19 protein-coding genes and 1 other RNA gene are annotated in these 19,118 nt (G+C 40.3%); 17 read left to right on the top strand and 3 right to left on the bottom strand.

Annotation, left to right across the window (positions count from 1 at the left end):
* Positions 1 to 2 precede the first annotated feature (2 nt).
* From N745_RS0106730 to fliN, 15 genes are all read left to right on the top strand, one after another.
* Positions 3 to 1,193 carry a sensor histidine kinase gene (locus N745_RS0106730; protein ID WP_024851362.1) on the top strand — a complete coding sequence of 397 codons (1,191 nt, stop codon included), beginning with the start codon at positions 3 to 5 and terminating at the stop codon, positions 1,191 to 1,193.
* On the top strand, positions 1,190 to 2,575 hold the full coding sequence (locus N745_RS0106725) for a sigma-54-dependent transcriptional regulator (RefSeq protein WP_024851361.1): 1,386 nt from the start codon (positions 1,190 to 1,192) through the stop codon (positions 2,573 to 2,575). Before N745_RS0106730 ends, N745_RS0106725 begins: the two co-directional genes overlap by 4 nt.
* Positions 2,576 to 2,743: 168 nt before the next feature.
* Entirely contained in the window at positions 2,744 to 3,076 is a 333-nt protein-coding gene (gene fliE / locus N745_RS0106720; protein WP_024851360.1) for a flagellar hook-basal body complex protein FliE, read from the top strand.
* A 19-nt stretch (positions 3,077 to 3,095) separates the two neighbouring features.
* Complete coding sequence (fliF, locus tag N745_RS0106715; RefSeq protein ID WP_024851359.1) at positions 3,096 to 4,793, top strand: flagellar basal-body MS-ring/collar protein FliF; 1,698 nt, start codon at positions 3,096 to 3,098, stop codon at positions 4,791 to 4,793.
* A gap of 2 nt (positions 4,794 to 4,795) precedes the next feature.
* Positions 4,796 to 5,815, top strand: a complete 1,020-nt coding sequence (fliG, locus tag N745_RS0106710; protein ID WP_024851358.1) for a flagellar motor switch protein FliG — start codon at positions 4,796 to 4,798, stop codon at positions 5,813 to 5,815.
* 3 nt (positions 5,816 to 5,818) lie between these two features.
* Positions 5,819 to 6,694, top strand: coding sequence for a FliH/SctL family protein (locus tag N745_RS0106705; protein WP_024851357.1), 876 nt, complete (start codon positions 5,819 to 5,821; stop codon positions 6,692 to 6,694).
* A gap of 22 nt (positions 6,695 to 6,716) precedes the next feature.
* Entirely contained in the window at positions 6,717 to 8,057 is a 1,341-nt protein-coding gene (fliI, locus tag N745_RS0106700; protein WP_024851356.1) for a flagellar protein export ATPase FliI, read from the top strand.
* A gap of 11 nt (positions 8,058 to 8,068) precedes the next feature.
* Positions 8,069 to 8,518, top strand: a complete 450-nt coding sequence (gene fliJ, locus N745_RS0106695; protein WP_024851355.1) for a flagellar export protein FliJ — start codon at positions 8,069 to 8,071, stop codon at positions 8,516 to 8,518.
* An 85-nt stretch (positions 8,519 to 8,603) separates the two neighbouring features.
* Positions 8,604 to 10,601 carry a flagellar hook-length control protein FliK gene (locus N745_RS0106690; RefSeq protein WP_024851354.1) on the top strand — a complete coding sequence of 666 codons (1,998 nt, stop codon included), beginning with the start codon at positions 8,604 to 8,606 and terminating at the stop codon, positions 10,599 to 10,601.
* Positions 10,602 to 10,625: 24 nt separating this feature from the next.
* Positions 10,626 to 11,636 carry a methyl-accepting chemotaxis protein gene (locus N745_RS12790; RefSeq protein WP_024851353.1) on the top strand — a complete coding sequence of 337 codons (1,011 nt, stop codon included), beginning with the start codon at positions 10,626 to 10,628 and terminating at the stop codon, positions 11,634 to 11,636.
* Between the two features lie 35 nt (positions 11,637 to 11,671).
* Positions 11,672 to 12,523 carry a flagellar motor stator protein MotA gene (gene motA / locus N745_RS0106680; protein WP_024851352.1) on the top strand — a complete coding sequence of 284 codons (852 nt, stop codon included), beginning with the start codon at positions 11,672 to 11,674 and terminating at the stop codon, positions 12,521 to 12,523.
* A gap of 46 nt (positions 12,524 to 12,569) precedes the next feature.
* A complete protein-coding gene (gene motB / locus N745_RS0106675; protein ID WP_024851351.1) occupies positions 12,570 to 13,550 on the top strand; it encodes a flagellar motor protein MotB in 981 nt (326 codons plus the stop codon).
* A gap of 36 nt (positions 13,551 to 13,586) precedes the next feature.
* Positions 13,587 to 14,180, top strand: coding sequence for a flagellar basal body-associated FliL family protein (locus N745_RS0106670; RefSeq protein WP_024851350.1), 594 nt, complete (start codon positions 13,587 to 13,589; stop codon positions 14,178 to 14,180).
* Positions 14,181 to 14,202: 22 nt separating this feature from the next.
* Positions 14,203 to 15,222 carry a flagellar motor switch protein FliM gene (gene fliM / locus N745_RS0106665; RefSeq protein ID WP_038070662.1) on the top strand — a complete coding sequence of 340 codons (1,020 nt, stop codon included), beginning with the start codon at positions 14,203 to 14,205 and terminating at the stop codon, positions 15,220 to 15,222.
* A complete protein-coding gene (fliN, locus tag N745_RS0106660; protein ID WP_024851348.1) occupies positions 15,215 to 15,688 on the top strand; it encodes a flagellar motor switch protein FliN in 474 nt (157 codons plus the stop codon). Before fliM ends, fliN begins: the two co-directional genes overlap by 8 nt.
* 86 nt (positions 15,689 to 15,774) lie before the next feature.
* Here the strand turns inward: fliN and N745_RS0106655 are convergent, their stop codons facing one another.
* Positions 15,775 to 16,218 carry a MarR family winged helix-turn-helix transcriptional regulator gene (locus N745_RS0106655; RefSeq protein ID WP_038070661.1) on the bottom strand — a complete coding sequence of 148 codons (444 nt, stop codon included), beginning with the start codon at positions 16,216 to 16,218 and terminating at the stop codon, positions 15,775 to 15,777.
* Between the two features lie 132 nt (positions 16,219 to 16,350).
* Here N745_RS0106655 and N745_RS11805 point away from each other — a divergent pair, with 132 nt between their 5' ends.
* Positions 16,351 to 17,574, top strand: a complete 1,224-nt coding sequence (locus N745_RS11805) for an MFS transporter (RefSeq protein WP_084657325.1) — start codon at positions 16,351 to 16,353, stop codon at positions 17,572 to 17,574.
* Positions 17,575 to 17,671: 97 nt separating this feature from the next.
* Here the strand turns inward: N745_RS11805 and ssrA are convergent.
* Both ssrA and smpB read right to left on the bottom strand, forming a co-directional pair.
* Positions 17,672 to 18,027: a transfer-messenger RNA gene (gene ssrA / locus N745_RS12505) on the bottom strand.
* A 143-nt stretch (positions 18,028 to 18,170) separates the two neighbouring features.
* Entirely contained in the window at positions 18,171 to 18,647 is a 477-nt protein-coding gene (gene smpB, locus N745_RS0106645) for an SsrA-binding protein SmpB (protein ID WP_024851346.1), read from the bottom strand.
* Between the two features lie 35 nt (positions 18,648 to 18,682).
* Here smpB and N745_RS0106640 point away from each other — a divergent pair, with 35 nt between their 5' ends.
* Positions 18,683 to 19,114, top strand: a complete 432-nt coding sequence (locus N745_RS0106640; protein ID WP_024851345.1) for a type II toxin-antitoxin system RatA family toxin — start codon at positions 18,683 to 18,685, stop codon at positions 19,112 to 19,114.
* The last annotated feature ends 4 nt before the right edge of the window (positions 19,115 to 19,118 follow it).

Below are 19,118 nucleotides of genomic sequence, written 5' to 3'. Positions count from 1 at the left end.
TTATGACAGAAACCTCAGAGCTTGAACAAAAACGTTTAGTTGAACTGGAAGCCGCGTTTGAGCTGTTTAATCAAACCTCTACGCAGTTAACGCAAGCTTATGAATCGTTGCAGTACCAAGTAGAAGACTTACAAGCAAAGCTTGCGGAAAGTGATCGAGAAAAACAAAAGGTTGGTGAAAGACTTGAGCAGCTTCTAAAGCTTTTGCCAGCAGGTGTTATTGTTCTGGATTTAGATCAAAAGATTATTGACTTAAATCCAGCTGCTATTGAGATATTAGGAAGAGATGCCATTGGCCGCAGTTGGGATGTTGTTGTTCGCAATGTTTTCTTAGCACAAGATGATGCTGGTACTTTGTTAACGCATAATCGAATGGCTTATCAACTGTCTGAGTCACAGCTTACTTTTTCTGAGGATGATGGAAGTTCTTCACAGTCCGTCGGAAAAATACTTTTAATCCAAGATGTAACCGATGCTCGTAACTTACAACAGCATGTTAGCCGTTATCAACGTTTAAGTTCAATGGGTGAGATGGCAGCCTCTCTCGCGCACCAGATTAGAACGCCACTAGCCTCGGCATTACTTTATGTTTCTCAGTTAGGGTCTGGTGACTTGGATGAGAAAAAGCGACAAAAGTTTGTCGATAAGTCGGTTAAAAGTTTACATCACCTTGAAAACTTAATAAAAGACATGCTTCAGTATGCAAAGGGTGGGCGTGTTCATGATAAAAAAATACAGGTTGCTCAGTTGATTGAAAACCTTAAGCATGCAGTAGAAAGCCGCATAGAGCAATCAGCAAGTGAAATACATTATGGGCACTTGACTGAAGAGTTGCAAATTGTCGGTGATGCAGATGCTCTATTGACAGCATTGCAAAACTTGGTGATAAATGCCATAGATGTTGTTCACAAAAATGCGTATATTACAGTGAATGTAAAAAAGATAACGGAAAGCCATAGAGATATGGTTGATATTAGGGTATCGGATCAAGGACCGGGCATAGATGAGGCGTTGGTGAATAAAATTTTCGAACCTTTTTATACAAGCCGTGCACAAGGCACAGGCTTAGGATTGGCGGTCGTTAGAGCAGTAGCAGAAGCCCATGATGGTGAAGCCTGGGTGATGTCTGTTCCTGGGAAAAGTACCACTTTTGGTATTCGATTGCCGCTGATTCAAACGGAGGAGGCTGGATGACTATTGCAAAAATACTGATTGTCGAAGATGACAGCAAGCTTCAAGAAGCATTAGTTGATACGCTTGAATTGAATAAATTTGAAGTGGTGGCTGTTAGCTCTGCACAAGATGCGTTGGTCGCTTTAGATGATGAAATTGCGATGGTGTTTTCGGATATTCGTATGGATGGCTCTATGGATGGCTATGAGTTGATGAAACGTATTAGAGCCATAAAACCTTATTTACCAATTGTGCTTATGACTGCTTACGGTACTGTAGAACAAGCTGTTGAAGCGATGAAGTCGGGTGCAGTTGATTATGTTTTGAAGCCTTTTGAAGCTGATGTGCTAGTAGAAAAAGCTAAGGCTTATTTTTATCGAGACGCGTCTAGCAATGAAGACTTTGTTACAGCTGAGCCATCGATGATTCAACTCAAGACGATGGCACAAAAGGTCGCCGATAGTGAGACCAGTGTGATGATCTCCGGAGAAAGTGGTACTGGTAAAGAAGTTTTAGCTCGCTTTATTCACAATAACTCAAAACGCAAAGACCAGCCATTCGTCGCTATCAACTGTGCAGCTATTCCTGAGAATATGCTTGAAGCCACTTTGTTTGGTTACGAGAAAGGCTCTTTTACGGGAGCTCTGAAGTCCATGCCTGGTAAGTTTGAACAAGCTCAAGGCGGTACCATTTTCTTGGATGAGATTGGGGAAATGAAAGCGGACTTGCAAGCTAAGTTGCTTCGAGTGTTACAAGAAAAAGAAGTCGAACGTATCGGTGGGCTCAAAGCAGTTGATCTGGATGTTCGCGTTTTAAGCGCAACCAATATTGATATGAAAAAGGCCATCTCTTCAGGCAATTTTCGAGAAGACCTGTTTTATCGTTTAAACGTGTTTCCGATGAAGTTGCCTGCATTGCGTGATAGACCCAAAGATATAGCAGCAATAGCTGAAAAATTGCTACAAAGACATTGCGGTAATAGTCGTGTTGAGCCTATGATGTCGGCACCGGCAATGAGGGCATTGTTGCAATATCCATGGCCGGGTAATATTCGAGAATTAGATAATGTCATTCAACGCGCACTGGTTGTGATGTCGGGTAATACAATTCAAGAAACGGATATTTTGCTAGATGGCGATATGGCTATTGAACATGTTTCAAATTCACAAGTATATGATTTGCCTCAATCGTTTGAAAATAAAGAAGAAAGTTCGGAATCTCTATTAGCTAATCAAGAGTCCCCTTCAGTGGACTTAAAAGAGAGAGAAGTTCAGCTGATTTTAGATACACTAAGAGCAAATGGCGGCCATAGACAAAAAACAGCCGAAGCCTTGAATATTAGTCCTAGAACTCTCAGATACAAGTTAGCTAGGTTTAAAGAGCAAGGTTTAGAGGTTATATAATGACTATCAATCAGGTTGCCCAGCCTGGTAGATTTTAAAGTCAGAAAATTGACGCTTTTTTGGCATGTCAATTGCTGATTTGTGTCATAATTGAAAGAAATTGATGATCTGTTAATTTGAGATAGAATGACTACTTAAACAGGTTGTAAGTGCAGGAGCGGTTGAAGAATGAGCCAAACAATTGATACACAAAGTCTGATGATGCAAATGAGAGCACTTTCTGCTGAAGCTGCATCAAAGTCTGCTCCGCCAGTTGAGCAAACATCGGGTGCCAAAGGTGCGGAAAATTTTGCCGACCTTTTATCTCAATCAGTTAATGCTGTAGCTGAACAGCAAAATAAATCTTCCGAATTAAAGAATGCTTTTGAGCGTGGCGATAAAGTTGATTTAACAGAAGTAATGATTCAAGCTCAGAAGGCTAGTTTGTCTTTTCAAGCAATGACACAAGTTCGAAACAAACTTGTGGAAGCTTATAAAGACATTAAGAATATGCCAATTTAATACAAGGATTCTGTAGTCGATGGCTGAACAATCTGCAATGGATTCAAATTTGAATACGGTTAAGCCGTCAGCAGCATCGACCCTAGTTAAAAACCTCACTTCTTTGTCCGTGGCTAAACAGGTGAGTTTAGTCATCGCGTTAGCAGCGGCTGTTTCTTTAGCGGTCGGTATTGTTTTATGGTCTCAAGAAAAAAACTATACGTTACTGTTTGGCAGTATGGATGCTAAGGATTTAACTGAAGTTGTCCAAACCTTAGATCAGCAAAAAGTTCCCTACAAATTAGATGAAGGTTCTGGTGCGATTCTTGTACCAGATGATGTTGTCCATTCTCTCCGTTTGAAGCTCGCCGCACAAGGCTATCCAAAACAAGCGCCAACAGGTTATCAAATTTTGGATCAAGAACAGGGCTATGGAATTTCCCAGTTTAAAGAAACCACACAATATCATCGAGCCTTGGAAGGCGAGTTAGCAAAGTCTGTTGAAAGTATTAACTCGGTTAAAACAGCGAGAGTCATGCTTGGTTTGCCGAAACGTTCTGTATTTGTCAGAAAGCAGCGTGAAGCGACAGCTTCTGTTGTTGTATCGCTTTATCCTGGAAGAGGGCTAAATGATGAACAAGTGAATGCAATTGTTTATTTAGTGTCATCCAGTGTTCCTAACTTACAACCCAAAAATGTAACGGTTGTGGATCAACAAGGTAATTTGTTGACGAGTGACCAGCAGATTGGTGGTATGAGTAGCAGTCTCAAGCAGCTAGCTTATACTCGTCAGATTGAAGATACCTTGTCACGTCGAATAATTCAGTTGTTATCACCAATTGTGGGTGGAAATCACAAAGTGCGTGCTCAAGTAACTGCTGAGATGGACTTTACCCAACAAGAACAGACCAGAGAAAACTATCAACCCGATCCAGAAGCCATCCGTTCTGAGCAAGAAGTTAAAGAAATTAACAATAAACCTAGTCCCGGCGGTATTCCAGGTGCATTAACCAATCAACCGCCAAGAGCGGGTGTTGCACCTGAGACAGGTTATAAGAAATCAGGAGCTGCAGGTAATGTACAAAGTTCAAAAGAAAAAAGTACAAAAAATTATGAATTAGATCGAACTGTTTCTCATATTAAAAATGCAGTTGGTTCTATACAAAGATTGTCTGTTGCTGTTGTTATTGATGACAAAACAGATATTGGTGCAGATGGAAAAACCAGTAAAAAACCTCTCACAGAAGATGAATTGAAGCGTTATCGTCAGTTGGTTAGTGATGCAGTAGGTTTGGATGAAACACGTGGAGACACTTTAAGTATTGTTAATGCTTCATTTGCACCTGAAGTTCAACAGCCTTATGAAGTACCGAAGATATGGGAACAATCTTGGTTCTGGAACTTGGTTAAACAAGTGCTTGCTGGCTTGGCTGTACTCATTATTATCTTTGGTGTGATTCGCCCAATGTTAAGAGATTTGTCTAAGCAAGAAGAAGTTTATTCTGACTATCTTGAGGATGTGGCTCTAGAAGATGAAGAGCTTGAAAATGCAGATGAAATTTCAAAAGCACTTGAACAAATGAATGAAGAAGTCAAAGCGACTGCGGAAGAAGTTCAAGAAGAATCGCAAGAAGAAAAAGAAATTATTGAAAAGGTTAAAGCTATTGTTGCAGCTAACCCAAAAGTCGCTTCTCATATTATTAAGCAATGGATGAGACCGAGTGAGAAAGGTAAATAGTCATGGCTAAATCAAATATTGAAGAGGTCGAAGAAAAAGAATTAACAGGTTTAGAGAAGGCCTCTATTCTTTTGTTGGCGCTTGGCAAGGATACAGCATCAAAAGTATTGGCCCATTTGAACCCTAGAGAAGTTCAGCAAATTGGTACGGCAATGACTGGAGTTTCTGATGTTTCTCATAGTGACATTCATTATGTTATGCATGACTTCATGTCTGAGTTGGGTGAAGATGCACTTGGTGTGAACCCAACTGAATATGCGCAATCGCTTATGGTTGATGCTCTCGGTGAAGGTGGTGGTGGTTTGATGGATGCCGCCATGTTGGGCGATCAGATTAAGGGTCTAGAAGCTTTGAAATGGATGCACCCTTCAACTATTTCGAATATGCTTCGTAATGAGCATCCTCAGGTTACAGCCATTGTTTTGTCTTACTTTGAACCGGATTTATCAGCGGAAATTTTGAGAGGGCTTCCTGAGCGCTTTCAATCTGAAATCGTTTATCGTATTGCAACATTGACAACAATTCAGCCGAGAGCGTTATTTGATTTGAATGATGTTATTCAAAACGCTTCAAGTGATGGTGAAGGTGGCAAATTAGCCACAATTGGTGGTGAGAAAAAAGCTGCCGAAATCCTTAACTTTGTTGGTGGCGGTGTTGATTCTCGTGTATTGGATGATATTGCTGTTGAACATGAAGATGTTAGTAAGGCGATTCAAGATAAAATGTTTGTCTTTGAAGATATCAGTGGTATTGAACCCCGTGGTGTTCAGACTATCTTGGCAGAAGTTCCAAATGATGTGCTGAAAGTCGCTCTGAAGGGAGCTGATCAGGATATGATCGATCTATTCTTAGGTAATATGTCTAAACGACAAGCAGAGATGCTCAGAGAAGAATTAGAGATGAGTGGCCCAGTCAAACTCAGCGATGTGGAAGATGCGCAAAGATCTATTATTCAAACGGTCAGACGTCTTGCAGATGAAGATAAGATTGTTATGCCTGGCGGTGGTGAGGAGTTTGTGTAATTTATGTCAGGCGAGACTGAAAATGGAGATGTTTCATCAAGCATTGATGAACAAGAAGATCTTCCTCAAGCAACAGTTATCAGCTCGGATGAGTTTCGGGAACCTGATATTAAAGCGTGGCAGTATGTTAATTTAGAAAAACAAGCACATCAAAAAGAACAGAAAATTCGTGACGATGTGATTGAAACGCTTCGAAAAGAAGTTGAGCCCCAAATAAGAGAACAAACAACGCTTATCAAAAGACAAGCATTTGAAGAGGCTCAAAAAAAAGGATATGACGAAGGCTTTCAACAGGGTGTTAAAGCTGGTCGTCTTGAGGGTAAAAGTAGCGCACAAAAAGAGGCCGATGAGCGTTTAGCACCTCAAGTAAAATCTTTACAAGAACTCGCAGAGTTCATGGTTACACCTTACCAGCGCATATCAGAGCAAGTATTTGTGCAGTTAGCATCCTTATCTATCGAAATAGCACAAAAAGTTGTTGAAAAAGAATTAGATTTACATAAAACATGGGTTTTAGAGGCAGTGAAGAAATCTGTGGAAAGACTGCCTAATGAGGTTGAACCTATAGAGGTTCATCTTAACCCATTAGATAAAGAAGTTGTTGATGCCTACGCAACAGAAAAACGAACAAATTGGGTGTTGGTTGCTGATGATAGAATTCTGCCTGGCAGCTGTAAAGTTAAACAAAATGCATCGACATTGGTAAATGATTGGCGTGAACAATTGACGACAATTGTTGAGCAGACTTATGCCGTCGCTGAGAAGTTATCTGAACCCTCTTCAGGTGACAATGCTGATAAGTCTCAAGAACTACAAACCGATACCGAAACAAGCGCTATTTCTCCTGATCAAGATGCAGCAGAAACGTCTCCAACCTAAAATCTTTAAAAGGTAAGGTGTTATGCTGAAACAACTCTTTAATCAATATTTATCTCATAAAACTTCTGAATTAATTAAAAAAATTCCAGAGATACCTCCGTTAACAATAGAAGGTCGTCTTACTCGAAGCGTCGGCATGACGTTAGAAGTGGAAGGTACTTATGCATCCATTGGTTCAAGGTGTCAGATACATTCGTTGTTACACGGTTCTGTAGAAGCTGAAGTTGTTGGCTTTAATGGAGATAGATTATTTTTAATGCCTATAGGTGATGTGCAAGGGCTAGAACCCGGAGCCAAGGTAACACCTGTGCCTGGAGGAATTCAGGTTGGGGTGAGTGAATCGATGCTAGGTAGGGTTTTAGATGGAACAGGAAAACCTCTAGATGGAAAAGCCCCCGTGGTATGCGAGCACAAAGTCCCCTTACAAGGTAAAAAAATAAATCCACTGGATCGCAGTCAAATTGACCGACCTTTAGATGTTGGCATAAAGGCGATAAATGCTTTACTAACTTTGGGTGAAGGTCAGCGTATCGGTTTGATGGCTGGTACAGGTGTAGGGAAAAGTGTGTTACTGGGAATGGTAACGCGTTTTACCGAAGCCGATATTGTTGTTGTTGGGCTGATTGGTGAGCGTGGAAGAGAAGTGAATGATTTTGTTCGTAATAATTTAGGGGATGAAGGGCTGCAAAGATCGGTAGTGATTGCCACACCAGCGGATGTCTCTCCTTTAATGCGTATGCATGGCGCTATGCTGGCAACAGCTATTGCAGAATACTTTCGAGATCAAGGGAAAAAAGTTTTGCTATTAATGGATTCTTTAACCCGTTTTGCTCAAGCCCAACGTGAAATAGCGCTTGCTGTAGGTGAGCCTCCAGCAAGTAAAGGATACCCACCTTCAGTATTTGCAAAGTTGCCTCAATTGGTTGAAAGAGCAGGTAATGGTTTGGCAAATGGAGGGTCGATCACTGCAATCTATACTGTTTTAGCAGAAGGAGATGATCATACTGATCCTGTTGTAGATTCTGCGAGAGGGGTTTTAGATGGTCATATCTTGCTCTCACGAGATATTGCTGATGCGGGACGTTATCCTGCTATAGATATAGAGTCTTCTATTAGTCGCTTGATGATTGATATAGTACCTAAAGAGCAAATTAGCATGGCCAGACGTTTTAAACAAATCTATTCAAACTATCAAAAGAATATTGATTTAATTAACGTTGGTGCTTATCGTCAGGGCAGTGATAGCGAAATTGATTTGGCTATTGCTAAGCAACCGAGTTTCAATCACTTTCTCTCTCAAGATATTTATGAAAAATTTAACATCGAGCAAAGTGTTGAATCTTTGAAAGCCGTTGTGAATTAAAGTGATATCCAATGCTGAAACGTCTTGAAAGAATGAAAAAATTGGTTGAATTAGCACAAGATGACCTTGAAAAAGCTTCAATGTTACTTAGAAGTATTCAGCAACAGATTTCGATGCATCAAGAACAAATAGATTCTCTTCAGTCTTATCAATCCGACTATATTCAGCAACTTAGCAGTAAAGAATCAACAACTCTACAACAACTGAATACTAAGCAGGCTTTTTTGAATAAACTTAACGTTGCAATAGATCAGCAAACAGAGGAAGTGGTTCGTTTAAATCATGTTGCAAATGAAGCTGAACAGTCTTGGATAGAATTTAAATCACGAGAGCAGTCTTTAGTGAAGTTGTACGAGAAAATTCAAAAAAATCATAACACTAAGATGGATAAGGTAGAACAAAAAATGCTAGATGATCTTAGTGGGAGACAATTTTTTTTCAGCAATCAATCCGATGATTAAGTGTTTTCTAAAACCTTTTTTAGAGTTGGCTTGCTAGTTGCTTTGTCATGAATAAAATCAAAAACCTAATAGCAAAGAGCATGTTATGAGTGGACAAATCAGTTTATTAAATGCCATAAAAGAGAAAGATAATCAACCTGCGGTCGTTGAGCGGCAATCTTTGCCTAAGAGATCGAATGCATTTGCCTTATTAATGGCTGGAAACCAAGCATCTCACTCCTCCAGTAAAGATTCGAACATTAAGGTTGATAGCAAAAGTGTGTTTAGTAAAGTGAATCCTAGTGATTCAACCACGAGCTCTGTGAAAAAAGATAATAACACTGAAGGCCAGGATGTTAGTGCTACTGAAGCTTCTTCTACAGGTGTTAATAAATCTGAAAAACAGAGCGAAAATGCTCTGAATGATGTTATGCCTCAACTTTCTATAAAGAATTTACCGTTAAAAGTAACTAAAGAAACGGCTTCTGAGTCATTGGATGCTGTGTCCTCTGATACAAATAGCTTGCCGGATAGTGCAACACTTTCAAACGGGCTTTTACCAACGTCTTCTGGAGCTGATGCTGCAGTATCACAGGATACCTCTGTTTCCAGTAGTGGAACATTGCAAACAGTAGACAGCTTGAGTCAAACAGTGTCTTCATTGCCTTCTGAATCACTACCTTCCGAAACTTTATCAAGTTCGGATAAAGTGTTAAATACGGATTCTGTAGATTCTAATCTGCCAACATCCTCACTACCTTCTGAATCACTAACAAGTTCGGATAAAGTGTTAAATACAGACTCTGTAGATTCTAATCCGTTAACGTCCTCTTCGAGTAATAGTAATACGAATGCAATTGCTGGAACTGCAGAGCAAACAGGTGGTGCTGAAGAGGTACATGTATCTTCTGATTTGAGTGCGGGCAAAGCAAATATACCTGGTGTAGATGCTGAAAAAACGCTGAAACCAGCTAATGAAGTGCTAAGTACGAATAATCCTGTTTCTTCTAAAACAGTAGATCAAGTCATTGACACTTCAAAGCAAGTTTCTCAAGGTCAAATGACAAGTACGCAAGAACTAGGTGCTGTTGATTTTCATACAAAACTTGCTGGACAGAAGTCTGATAAACAAACACATGTAACTTCTCCAGATCAGACGGCACAAGAAGTTGTTGATCAAAATGCATTAGATGTACAGCAAAATAATGACTCTGTTAATAGTAATAATAGTTTGTTAGCAAATGGACAAAATACTGCTACTAATGTTGCCAACAACGTTGCTACAACGAAGGCTCAATCAGATGTGGCATCTCAGTTTTCAGGCAATGGTTCTGTTGCGAATAGTACTTCTAATTCGACTTCTAATTCTTCCGCTGGCTCGACAACAACAAGCTCAGCAGTTGATACAAGTACGTTATCGTCACAATCAGGGCAATCAAATAGCAGCGGGCAGCAAGGGTTTTCTCAAAATGGACAAGGAAATAATCCATTTTCGCAAAATCATCTTATGAATCAAATGATTCAAGCACAGCAAGCAGCAGCTCAACAAGCGGCAGTTAAGAAGTTTAACGATTTGTCTATGGCTGATACTGCAAGCTCGGATACTTCAAAGTTGTTAGGTAACTTAGGTTTGGATAGTAAAACTCAACTACCACCAGGACTTCAAGGAATTGCCTACTCATTAAGGTCTCCACAATGGAATCAGGCGTTAGGTCAACGTGTCGTTTATATGGCTTCTAACAAAATTCAGGAAGCAAAAATTACATTAAACCCAGAAAAGTTAGGTCCTGTTCAAATAAAGTTACATATGGATAAAAATCAGCAACTTCATGTTTCTATGTCAGCTCATCATCATATGACAAAGGAAACGATGGAAGCAGCTGTTCCTAAGTTAAGAGAAATGTTAGATTCGGCAGGGGTGGACTTAGGTTCAATTGATGTTAATAGAGATAATCAATTTGACGCGCCACAACAAAATAATGAAAAAGACGGCCAAGAAAAGGGCGGTACGCTTGGTCAATCATTTGATGGAAAACAAGCGGATCAAGAAGTTCAGCCCATTGTTGTTAAGCAAACGGACAGTTTGATTGATTACTATGCCTAGAGTCAATCACTAAGGAATTTAAACATGAAAGATTTAATGAAAATTTGTTTTAGTCTGTTTGTTGCAGCATCTTTACCGACAACAGCTTATGCAGGAAGTGTTGACATGTTAGGGCAATCAACAGTAGGAATTATTGTTATTGCTGTTATTGTTGCGGCAGTAATTGCAGGCGCACTGGTTTATTTGTTCTGGTGTAAACGCGCTGGAGTATGTGATCAATCAGAACTTGTTGCCAATATTAATAAAGCCATTTCAGAGGATGATTACTCTTCACAGTTAACGTCTACATCTTCTGACCCTAAGTTGCTATCTTCAATAAACGATTTGGTGCTAAAGCTGCAATCTCAAGTAAGCGAGAAGGATGCAGCATTAGATGAGGCTCAGTCAGAAATTGCAAGTCTACAATCAAATATTGAATCTTTGAATGATACTTTGGCATTTTGTCAGCAACAAAATCAGGATTTAGAAGCTAAACCTTGTTTAGAGCCTGAAATAGGTGCCAAATTGGTTGAATTATCAGGTGCGTTTTCAGAAGCCGTTTTAAAAATGGGTGAAGGAACTCATACTGGAATGGAGTCAGCTTCACAAGTTATTACTGAAGTGGGTGGTTTAACGGATGAAGTTAATGAAGCTTCTAGTGTGATTATAAAGCTAGAAGAAGATAGTAATAATATTGGTACTGTGTTGGTTTTGATTCGTGATATTGCAGAGCAAACAAATCTTTTAGCACTAAATGCCGCAATTGAAGCAGCGCGTGCTGGTGAACATGGACGAGGGTTTGCCGTCGTTGCTGATGAGGTGCGTCTTTTGGCGGGAAAAACACAACAAGCAACCACTGAAATTCAGGGCATTATTGAAGAATTACAACAGCGTGCACAAAATGCTGTCGAAGTGATGAGTCATGGTAAAGATAAGGTTGAGTTGACACGTTCTCAAGCAACGAATGTGAATGACCTTCTAGGTGATATTAACCAACAGCTAGGCAAATTGAAAACGGTTCAGTTAGCTTTAGAAGAAGCTGTTTCGAAGATTTAGCTGTTGGGTTTGAGTTTAAACGGGATATTAGATAAATGAGAGCGATTGTAGGTACACTGGTAGTCTTCGGTTGTCTTCTAGGGGGATACTTACCTCACGGAAGTATTGATATTCTGATTCAACCGTTGGAAGTAGTGATTATATGTGGTGGAGCCTTCGGTGCTTTTATTATCGCGAATCCAGGCTGGGTGATCAAAAAGAGTTTTTCTGGCGCGTTAGGCTTAGCAAAATCATCTCCTTACAGCAAAGAAACTTATATGGAATTGTTAGGGTTGATGTTCCGTTTGTTTAACAAGGCAAGACGTGAAGGTCTGATGGCAATAGAAGCCGATGTAGAAGATCCACATTCAAGTGAACTGTTTGGAACTGCGCCTAAGATCATGGCTAATCATCATGTTGTGGATTTTATTAGTGACTACTTGAGATTGATGATTTCAGGTGCAAGTAACCCTTATCAACTGGAAGATTTGATGATTTTGGAGTTAGACACTCATCATCATGAAGCTTTAGCTCCGTCAGAGGCAGTAGGCAAGGTTGCTGAAGGTTTGCCTGGTTTCGGTATTGTCGCCGCTGTTATGGGGATTATCATTACAATGGGTTATTTGGATGCAGGGCCTTTGGAAATCGCTCACCATATGTCTGTAGCATTGGTAGGAACATTTTTGGGTATTCTAGCCGCCTATGGTGTTGTAGCACCTATTTCTTCCGATATTGCTAACAGAGCAAATGAAGAGGGAGCTTTTTTTGGGACGATTAAAGCTTGTTTGATGGCTAACTTAAATGGTTATGCACCACAAATCGCAATTGAATTTGGTCGTAAGGCTATCCCTGGATCATCGCGCCCGAATTTTCAAGAAGTGGATGAATTTTTACAAACATTAAAATAGTGGTGGCCTGGTTGTTTAGGTCATAACAGTAATTGGGATGCCGGATATGGCTGATGAACAGTCCATAATTATAAAACGACTCACAAAATGTCCTCACTGTGCTCATGGTGGGGCATGGAAAGTTGCGTTTGCTGACTTTATGACCGCAACTATGGCGTTCTTTTTAATGTTATGGGTATTGAGCGGAGTCAATGATGAAGAAATGAAGGCAATGGCCGAATACTTCCGGGATCCGAGTGTTATTGAAGCTTCTCCTAATGTATTGGTGAAGTCAAAAGAAGCTGGTCGAAGCTCGAATTCTGTGATTGATATGGGGGGGTTTAAAGATTCGCCGCAGCATTCAACGGATGATGGTAAAAATATTGATGCTGTTGAAAAGAAAGCTGAAACAGCGCAAATGTTGGATTTGAAACAACAAATTGATCAAAAGATTGAAAATAATCCAACGTTAAAAGAATTAAAAAATCAGCTTAAAATTGATCTTACGCCAAATGGACTGCAGATACAGGTATTGGATGACCGTAAAAAACCTATGTTTGAAACCGGGGTGGATTTACCGAAGAGTTATGCCGCAAAGCTGTTAGAAGAAGTTGGGCAAGTTTTATCAAAAACGACTAATAGAATTAGCATAGCAGGTCATACGGATTCATCAGGCTATCATTCTAATGCAGATTATACTAACTGGGAATTATCTGCAGATAGAGCGAATGCTGCCAGAAGATTGTTAATTAAAGGCGGCGTAAATTCAAAGAAAATAGCTCAGGTGGTTGGTTTGGCTGATACGGTGCCATTTGATAAGGAAAACCCGTATAATCCTCGGAATAGACGAATTAGCATCGTCGTGTTGAATAAAGAGGCGGAAGATAGGCTAAAAAGCTTGAGCGATGCGCCAGGAGTTGAAGACTTGTCAAAAGAGTTAGACAAATCGCCAACAACGAACACAACAGGTGGTTCGAGATCTGATCCGGTTACAATGCCGGGACCTATTTCGCCGCCTGTGGCATCAGAGGTACAACCGTCTCATTAATTTAGGTTGAAATATTAACTTTTAGGGGAAAGCACTATGGCTGAAGAAGCAAATGAAGGCGCAGCTGAAAAGAAAAGTAGTGGTAAAGGCATTATTATCATTTTGTTAGTGGTAATGATCTTGCTGATTATTGGTATAGGTGTACTAACCTTTTTTCTTTTGACATCAAAAAATCATGAGGGTGGTAGTCAAGCTGAAGAACAGCATGCTTCTGCTGAGCACGGTAATGGCAAAACTGAAGAAGTTAAGGATGGAGTTGTACGAAATTACGATCCTAAATATAAACAGTATGATCCACCAGAGCCAGGTTCTCCACCGCAATATTTCGCGATGCAGCCTTTCGTAGTGAATTTTAAAGGACAAGGACAAGCTAAATTCTTAGCCGTGACGATTAAGTTTATGACGCATTATCCGCAGTTGGTTAAAGATTTAGAAAATTATCGTCCTATGTTACGAAATGACATTACTGCTCTGCTGAGAATTCAGACCTATACAGAGTTGAACCAAGATAATGGTCAACAGGTTTTAGGTGATAAAATTTTAAAGATCGCAAAAGCTGATTTAGGAAAAAATAATATTTTCCCCGATTTGCTAGAAGCAGTTTATTTTGATCGTTTTGTAATGCAGTAATAGATAGAACTGGATTAAAGAAATGGAAGATATATTAAGTCAAGACGAAGTCGATGCCCTATTAAGGGGTATGGGCGGTGGCGACATTGATACGGAAGATGATGATGCTTCCGAAGCGACGTCTGCCAAAGTCTATGACTTTACCAACCAAGAAAGAATTGTTCGTGGTCGTTTGCCGGCATTGGATATTATCAATGAACGGTTTGCGAGAGGGTTTCAGCGTCATTTTAACGAGATGATTATGTCGAGCGTTGAGGTGACGGCTGGTGAAGTGAAAATCATCAAAATGATTGATTATCTTCGAAACCTTTTTGTACCGACCAGTCTGAACATTTACCGTATCAATCCTTTGAACGGCGTGTCTCTGTTCACGCTCGATTCGAAATTGATTTTTACCGCGGTGGATATCTATTTTGGTGGTACAGGGCTTTTACCATTTAAGATCGAAGGGCGTGAATATACCCCTGTTGAGATGAGTATGGTTAGAAGTATCTTGGATATTTCTTCCGAAAACTTGCGTAAGGCCTGGGGGCCTGTAATGGATATCGAAATCGATTACATGCACTCAGAAATGAATCCGAAGTTTGCCAGTATTGTTGAAGCGACAGACATGATCGTAGTAAGTCCGATTAATGTTCGCTTTGAAGGTGTTGAAGGTCGTGTCGATATTGTCATGCCTTATGCCATGCTGGAGCCGGTTAGAGACAAACTTGAAGAAGGGATGTCTAACCTGCAAGGTGAATCAGATAACCGTTGGTCTCGTACGCTTAAGGAAGAAGCGAAAAACATCGAAATTGATATTTCGGTTAGTTTGGCTGAGCTGAAGATGAACATGGATGATCTGATGAAGATGGAAAAAGGAGACATCATTCCGATTGAAATGCCGGAAAGAGTCGCTGTTAAAGCCGAGGGTATTGCTTTTCTAAAAGGAAAACTGGGTGAAAGCAATGATAAAAAAGCGGTGAAAGTGGAAGAAATTCTTCGTCACCCTGCTTATTCGGAGAAAATGATAGAAAACATGAAGGAATGGTACGATGAGTGAAGAAGATGATATGAGCGCATGGGGTGATGCGCTATCAGAACAAGCTGACGCTGAAGGTTCATCGACTGGTGAAACCTCATCTGCTGAAGATGATCCTTGGGGAAGTGCTTTAGCTGAGCAAGCAGAAGTTGATGCAAGTGCGCAAGGTGATATTGACGCAGCTTCTTTTGATGCGCTTGAGAAAGGGCGTGGAGAAGGCGGAGAGAAAGTTGATTTAGATGTTTTACTGGATATTCCTGTAACATTACAACTAGAAATCGGTCGTGCCAAAGTATCTATTCGTAACTTGCTGTCCTATACGCAGGGTTCTGTTATTGAAATGGATCGCCTAGCTGGTGAACCGTTGGATTTATTAGTGAACGGAACTTTGATTGCTCATGGTGAAGTTGTGGTGATTAATGATAAGTTTGGTGTTCGTTTAACAGACGTAGTAAGTCCACAAGAACGTATCAAAAAGCTTAAGTAACTCTAAGCAATCTTCTCAAAAAAGCGGCATTTGCCGCTTTTTTATTATCTAAACCAAACCATTAAAATCTGCCAGTCTGGGGTGAACTATATTTCAGCCAGACGATTGTACAAAGACTGGTTGCAACGGTTTAACATACCGGAAAATGCCTCTTTTTCTTCTGTTGTCCAATCTTTAAGCATTTCATCAATTCGTTGAATACGTATCTCGCGCATTTCTGTTGCGAGCTTTATCCCTTTATCTGTAGCAGACACCCAAGTAATACGACGATCAGTTAGATCGGCTTTTTTTACGACTAAGCCACTTTGTTGCATTGCGGTTACTTGGCGTGTAACCGTTGTCCCATCCAACGCTAAGGTATTCGCAAGGTCATTGATCTTTTTTGCCTCAGTTTGAACTTGTAGCAAAAGTAAATAATGTGAGCGCTCCAAAGGATAGTTACGGCGCCTATTCAGCGCTTCAAGCAAGCGCATAAGAAGGGCCATTTCTTTTTCAAGTTTTTCAGCAGACAAATATTTATCAGGAGTCAAAACGGTTCCTTTGAGTTGTTGGTTGTTGAGATTATAGATGAAATATACCAAAAACTTTTCGGAATAATATTGTTGAATACACACTAAAAATATATAATCTGTATTATACAGTTATTTATAGTGCAAAATGATATGTCACAAAATTCTTCAACTTCAAAAGCTTTTCATACTCCTAATTTTCTTGATCAACCCAAAGCGGTTTGGGCAACTGCATTTGCCGCAGTAGTTGGTTTCATGTCTATCGGCTTAGTTGATCCCATTCTCACGTCAATTTCTAAAGGATTAAGCGCAACACTTACTCAAGTTTCATTATTGTTTACCAGCTACTTCTTTGTTACCTCGGTCATGATGATTTTTACAGGGTTTATATCCAGCCGCTTAGGAGGCAGGAAGACATTATTACTGGGCGCATTTTTTATTATTGTCTTTTCCGCGCTGTCAGGGCTGTCTTCTAGTGTTGCTGAGTTGGTTAGCTTTAGAGCGGGGTGGGGCTTTGGTAATGCATTGTTTGTGGTTACCGCTTTGTCAGTGATTGTTGCCGCGTCTCGCGGTGGAACCGTTGCCGCTATTTTGATGTACGAATCCGCATTAGGTCTTGGCATTTCTGCAGGTCCTTTATTAGGCGCATTTTTAGGAGCTCATTCTTGGCGTTACCCTTTTTTTGGCACAGCTATTTTGATGACGATTGGATTTGTCGCCATTTGGCTATGGTTGCCCAAACAACCTATCCCAGTAAAGAAAACATCGGTTCTAGACCCGATAAGAGCATTAGGACATGCGGGTTTATTGACAACTGCTTCTAGCGCATTTTTCTACAACTATGCTTTTTTTACCGTTTTGGCATTTGTACCTTTTGTGTTGGACATGTCTGCCCACTCAGTAGGGATGATCTTTTTTGGTTGGGGTCTTTTGCTGGCGGTGTTTTCTGTCATTATTGCTCCTAAATTACAAATACGTTTTAGTGGACTGCAAATTTTGTTTACTGTTTTGGCCGTATTTAGTGTTCTGTTGTTGGTAATTGCATTTGGAAGCAAAACAGACATTATTGTTGCCGTGATTCTTTCAGGTGCCCTCATTGGTATTTGTAATACGGTTTACACAGAAATGGCATTAGAAGTTTCAGGTGTAGAAAAACATGTAGCTTCAGCTGGCTATAATTTTGTGCGTTGGTTTTCAGGTGTTATCGCGCCTTTTTCTGCTCCTTTAATAGCTGAACATTTTGGTAGCCAATGGGCATTTATGGTTGCAGCGGTTTCACTAATTATTGCACCAAGCATTTTATTTGTGAGAAGGAAAACAGTTGGAAGGTTTGATCATAAGTTTGCGGTTAACCCTTATATACCACCAGAAATATGACAGTTTTTTCCAGTGCTGAAGTTCGATATTTATTTGTATTTATTGGGAAGGTATAAAAAAAGCGGCTAACAGTCATTACCGTTAGCCGCTTTGGTGTTGGTGGAGATGGGCGGAGTCGAACCGCCGTCCGTAAAGCCTCCATCTAAAAATCTACATGCTTATTTGGTCTACTAATTTAACCTAAACGTTGCCCGACCAGCAGGGATCACGTCAAGCGAGTTTGTAAAGTTTAACTGTTAATATCCAAACACATACCAACAGCGGTTCCGTGTAAGTCGATACAGCACTAGGGGCCACGAACAACTGGCCTAGGCTGCACTAGCGGGATTAAGCCGCTAGAGCGTAGTTATCGTCGTTTGCAACTATAACAAATTGAACTAAGATTTACGTGCATCATTCAGGCACGGCATGCATTTTAAACTTTGTACTCCCCGTCGAAACCAGTGCATCCCCGAATTTGGTTATATGATTAAACGGTGTCAAAATCTGCCAGGCTGGGTATTAGTCCTTCGTAGCAGAAGTGTTTAAAATAAGGTCTTAATTATATCATTACGCTCAATAGCGCGTTGTTTATCTTTTCAGAAGGTATATAGGGACTAAATATGAACTTTCAAGAGGCGTTGTTTTTCTCTGTTCCAATCACGCTCTTTTTCGGTTGCCCGTTTGTCGTGAAGTTTTTTACCTTTAGCCAGCCCAATGGAAATTTTTACCTTTCCTTTAGACCAGTGCAGGTTTAATGGAATTAGCGTAAAGCCTTTTTGGTCAATTAATCCTATCAAGCGGTCTATCTCACGACGATGCATTAATAGCTTTCTTAATCGCAGTGGGTCATGAGTAGTGTGAGTTGAGGCGGTAATAAGTGGTGTAATTAACGCACCAAACAACCAAGCTTCGTTATTCTTTAGTAGAATATAGCTTTCGTTTATTTGGACTTTGCCTTGTCTCAGACTTTTAACTTCCCAACCTTCCAGTGCCAAGCCAGCTTCGTGCTCTTCTTCGATAAAGTACTCAAAACGCGCCTTTTTGTTGACGGTAATGGAGTTGGAATTGTTTTGCTTCTTCTTTTTTGCCATAATCTGCGAATTATAGCGAATCTTGTGCCTTAACAATGAAAAAAATTATCCGTTCTGCGTTGCTCCCTTATTCAGCGCTAGAAGTCTACAATATCGTCAATGATGTGGCAGCCTACCCAGAATTTTTACCCTGGTGCGGTGGCTCTGAAGTAATTGAGTCGAATGAAACGATGATGGTAGCAAGCGTGACCATTGCTAAAGCTGGATTAAAACAGACATTTGTGACTCAGAATACATTGAAACCCGGTGAAAGTATTAAGATGCAATTGGTTGAAGGCCCATTTAGCCATTTGGCAGGTGAGTGGGTATTTAAAGTATTAGACGAGCGTGCGTGCAAAATTACGTTTGAATTGGCGTTTGAAGTAAGTCACCCATTGTTAAAAGCAGCGTTGGGTGCGGTTTTTGAACAAATAGCTTCAACGATGGTGCAGTCTTTTTGCGAACGTGCTAAACAGATTTACGGATAGAGAT

Origin of the sequence: Hydrogenovibrio kuenenii DSM 12350 (genome assembly GCF_000526715.1) — a bacterium.
Lineage (GTDB): Bacteria > Pseudomonadota > Gammaproteobacteria > Thiomicrospirales > Thiomicrospiraceae > Hydrogenovibrio > Hydrogenovibrio kuenenii.
Note: the sequence above shows the minus strand (reverse complement) of the source record. Positions and strands in the feature narration are given on the sequence as shown.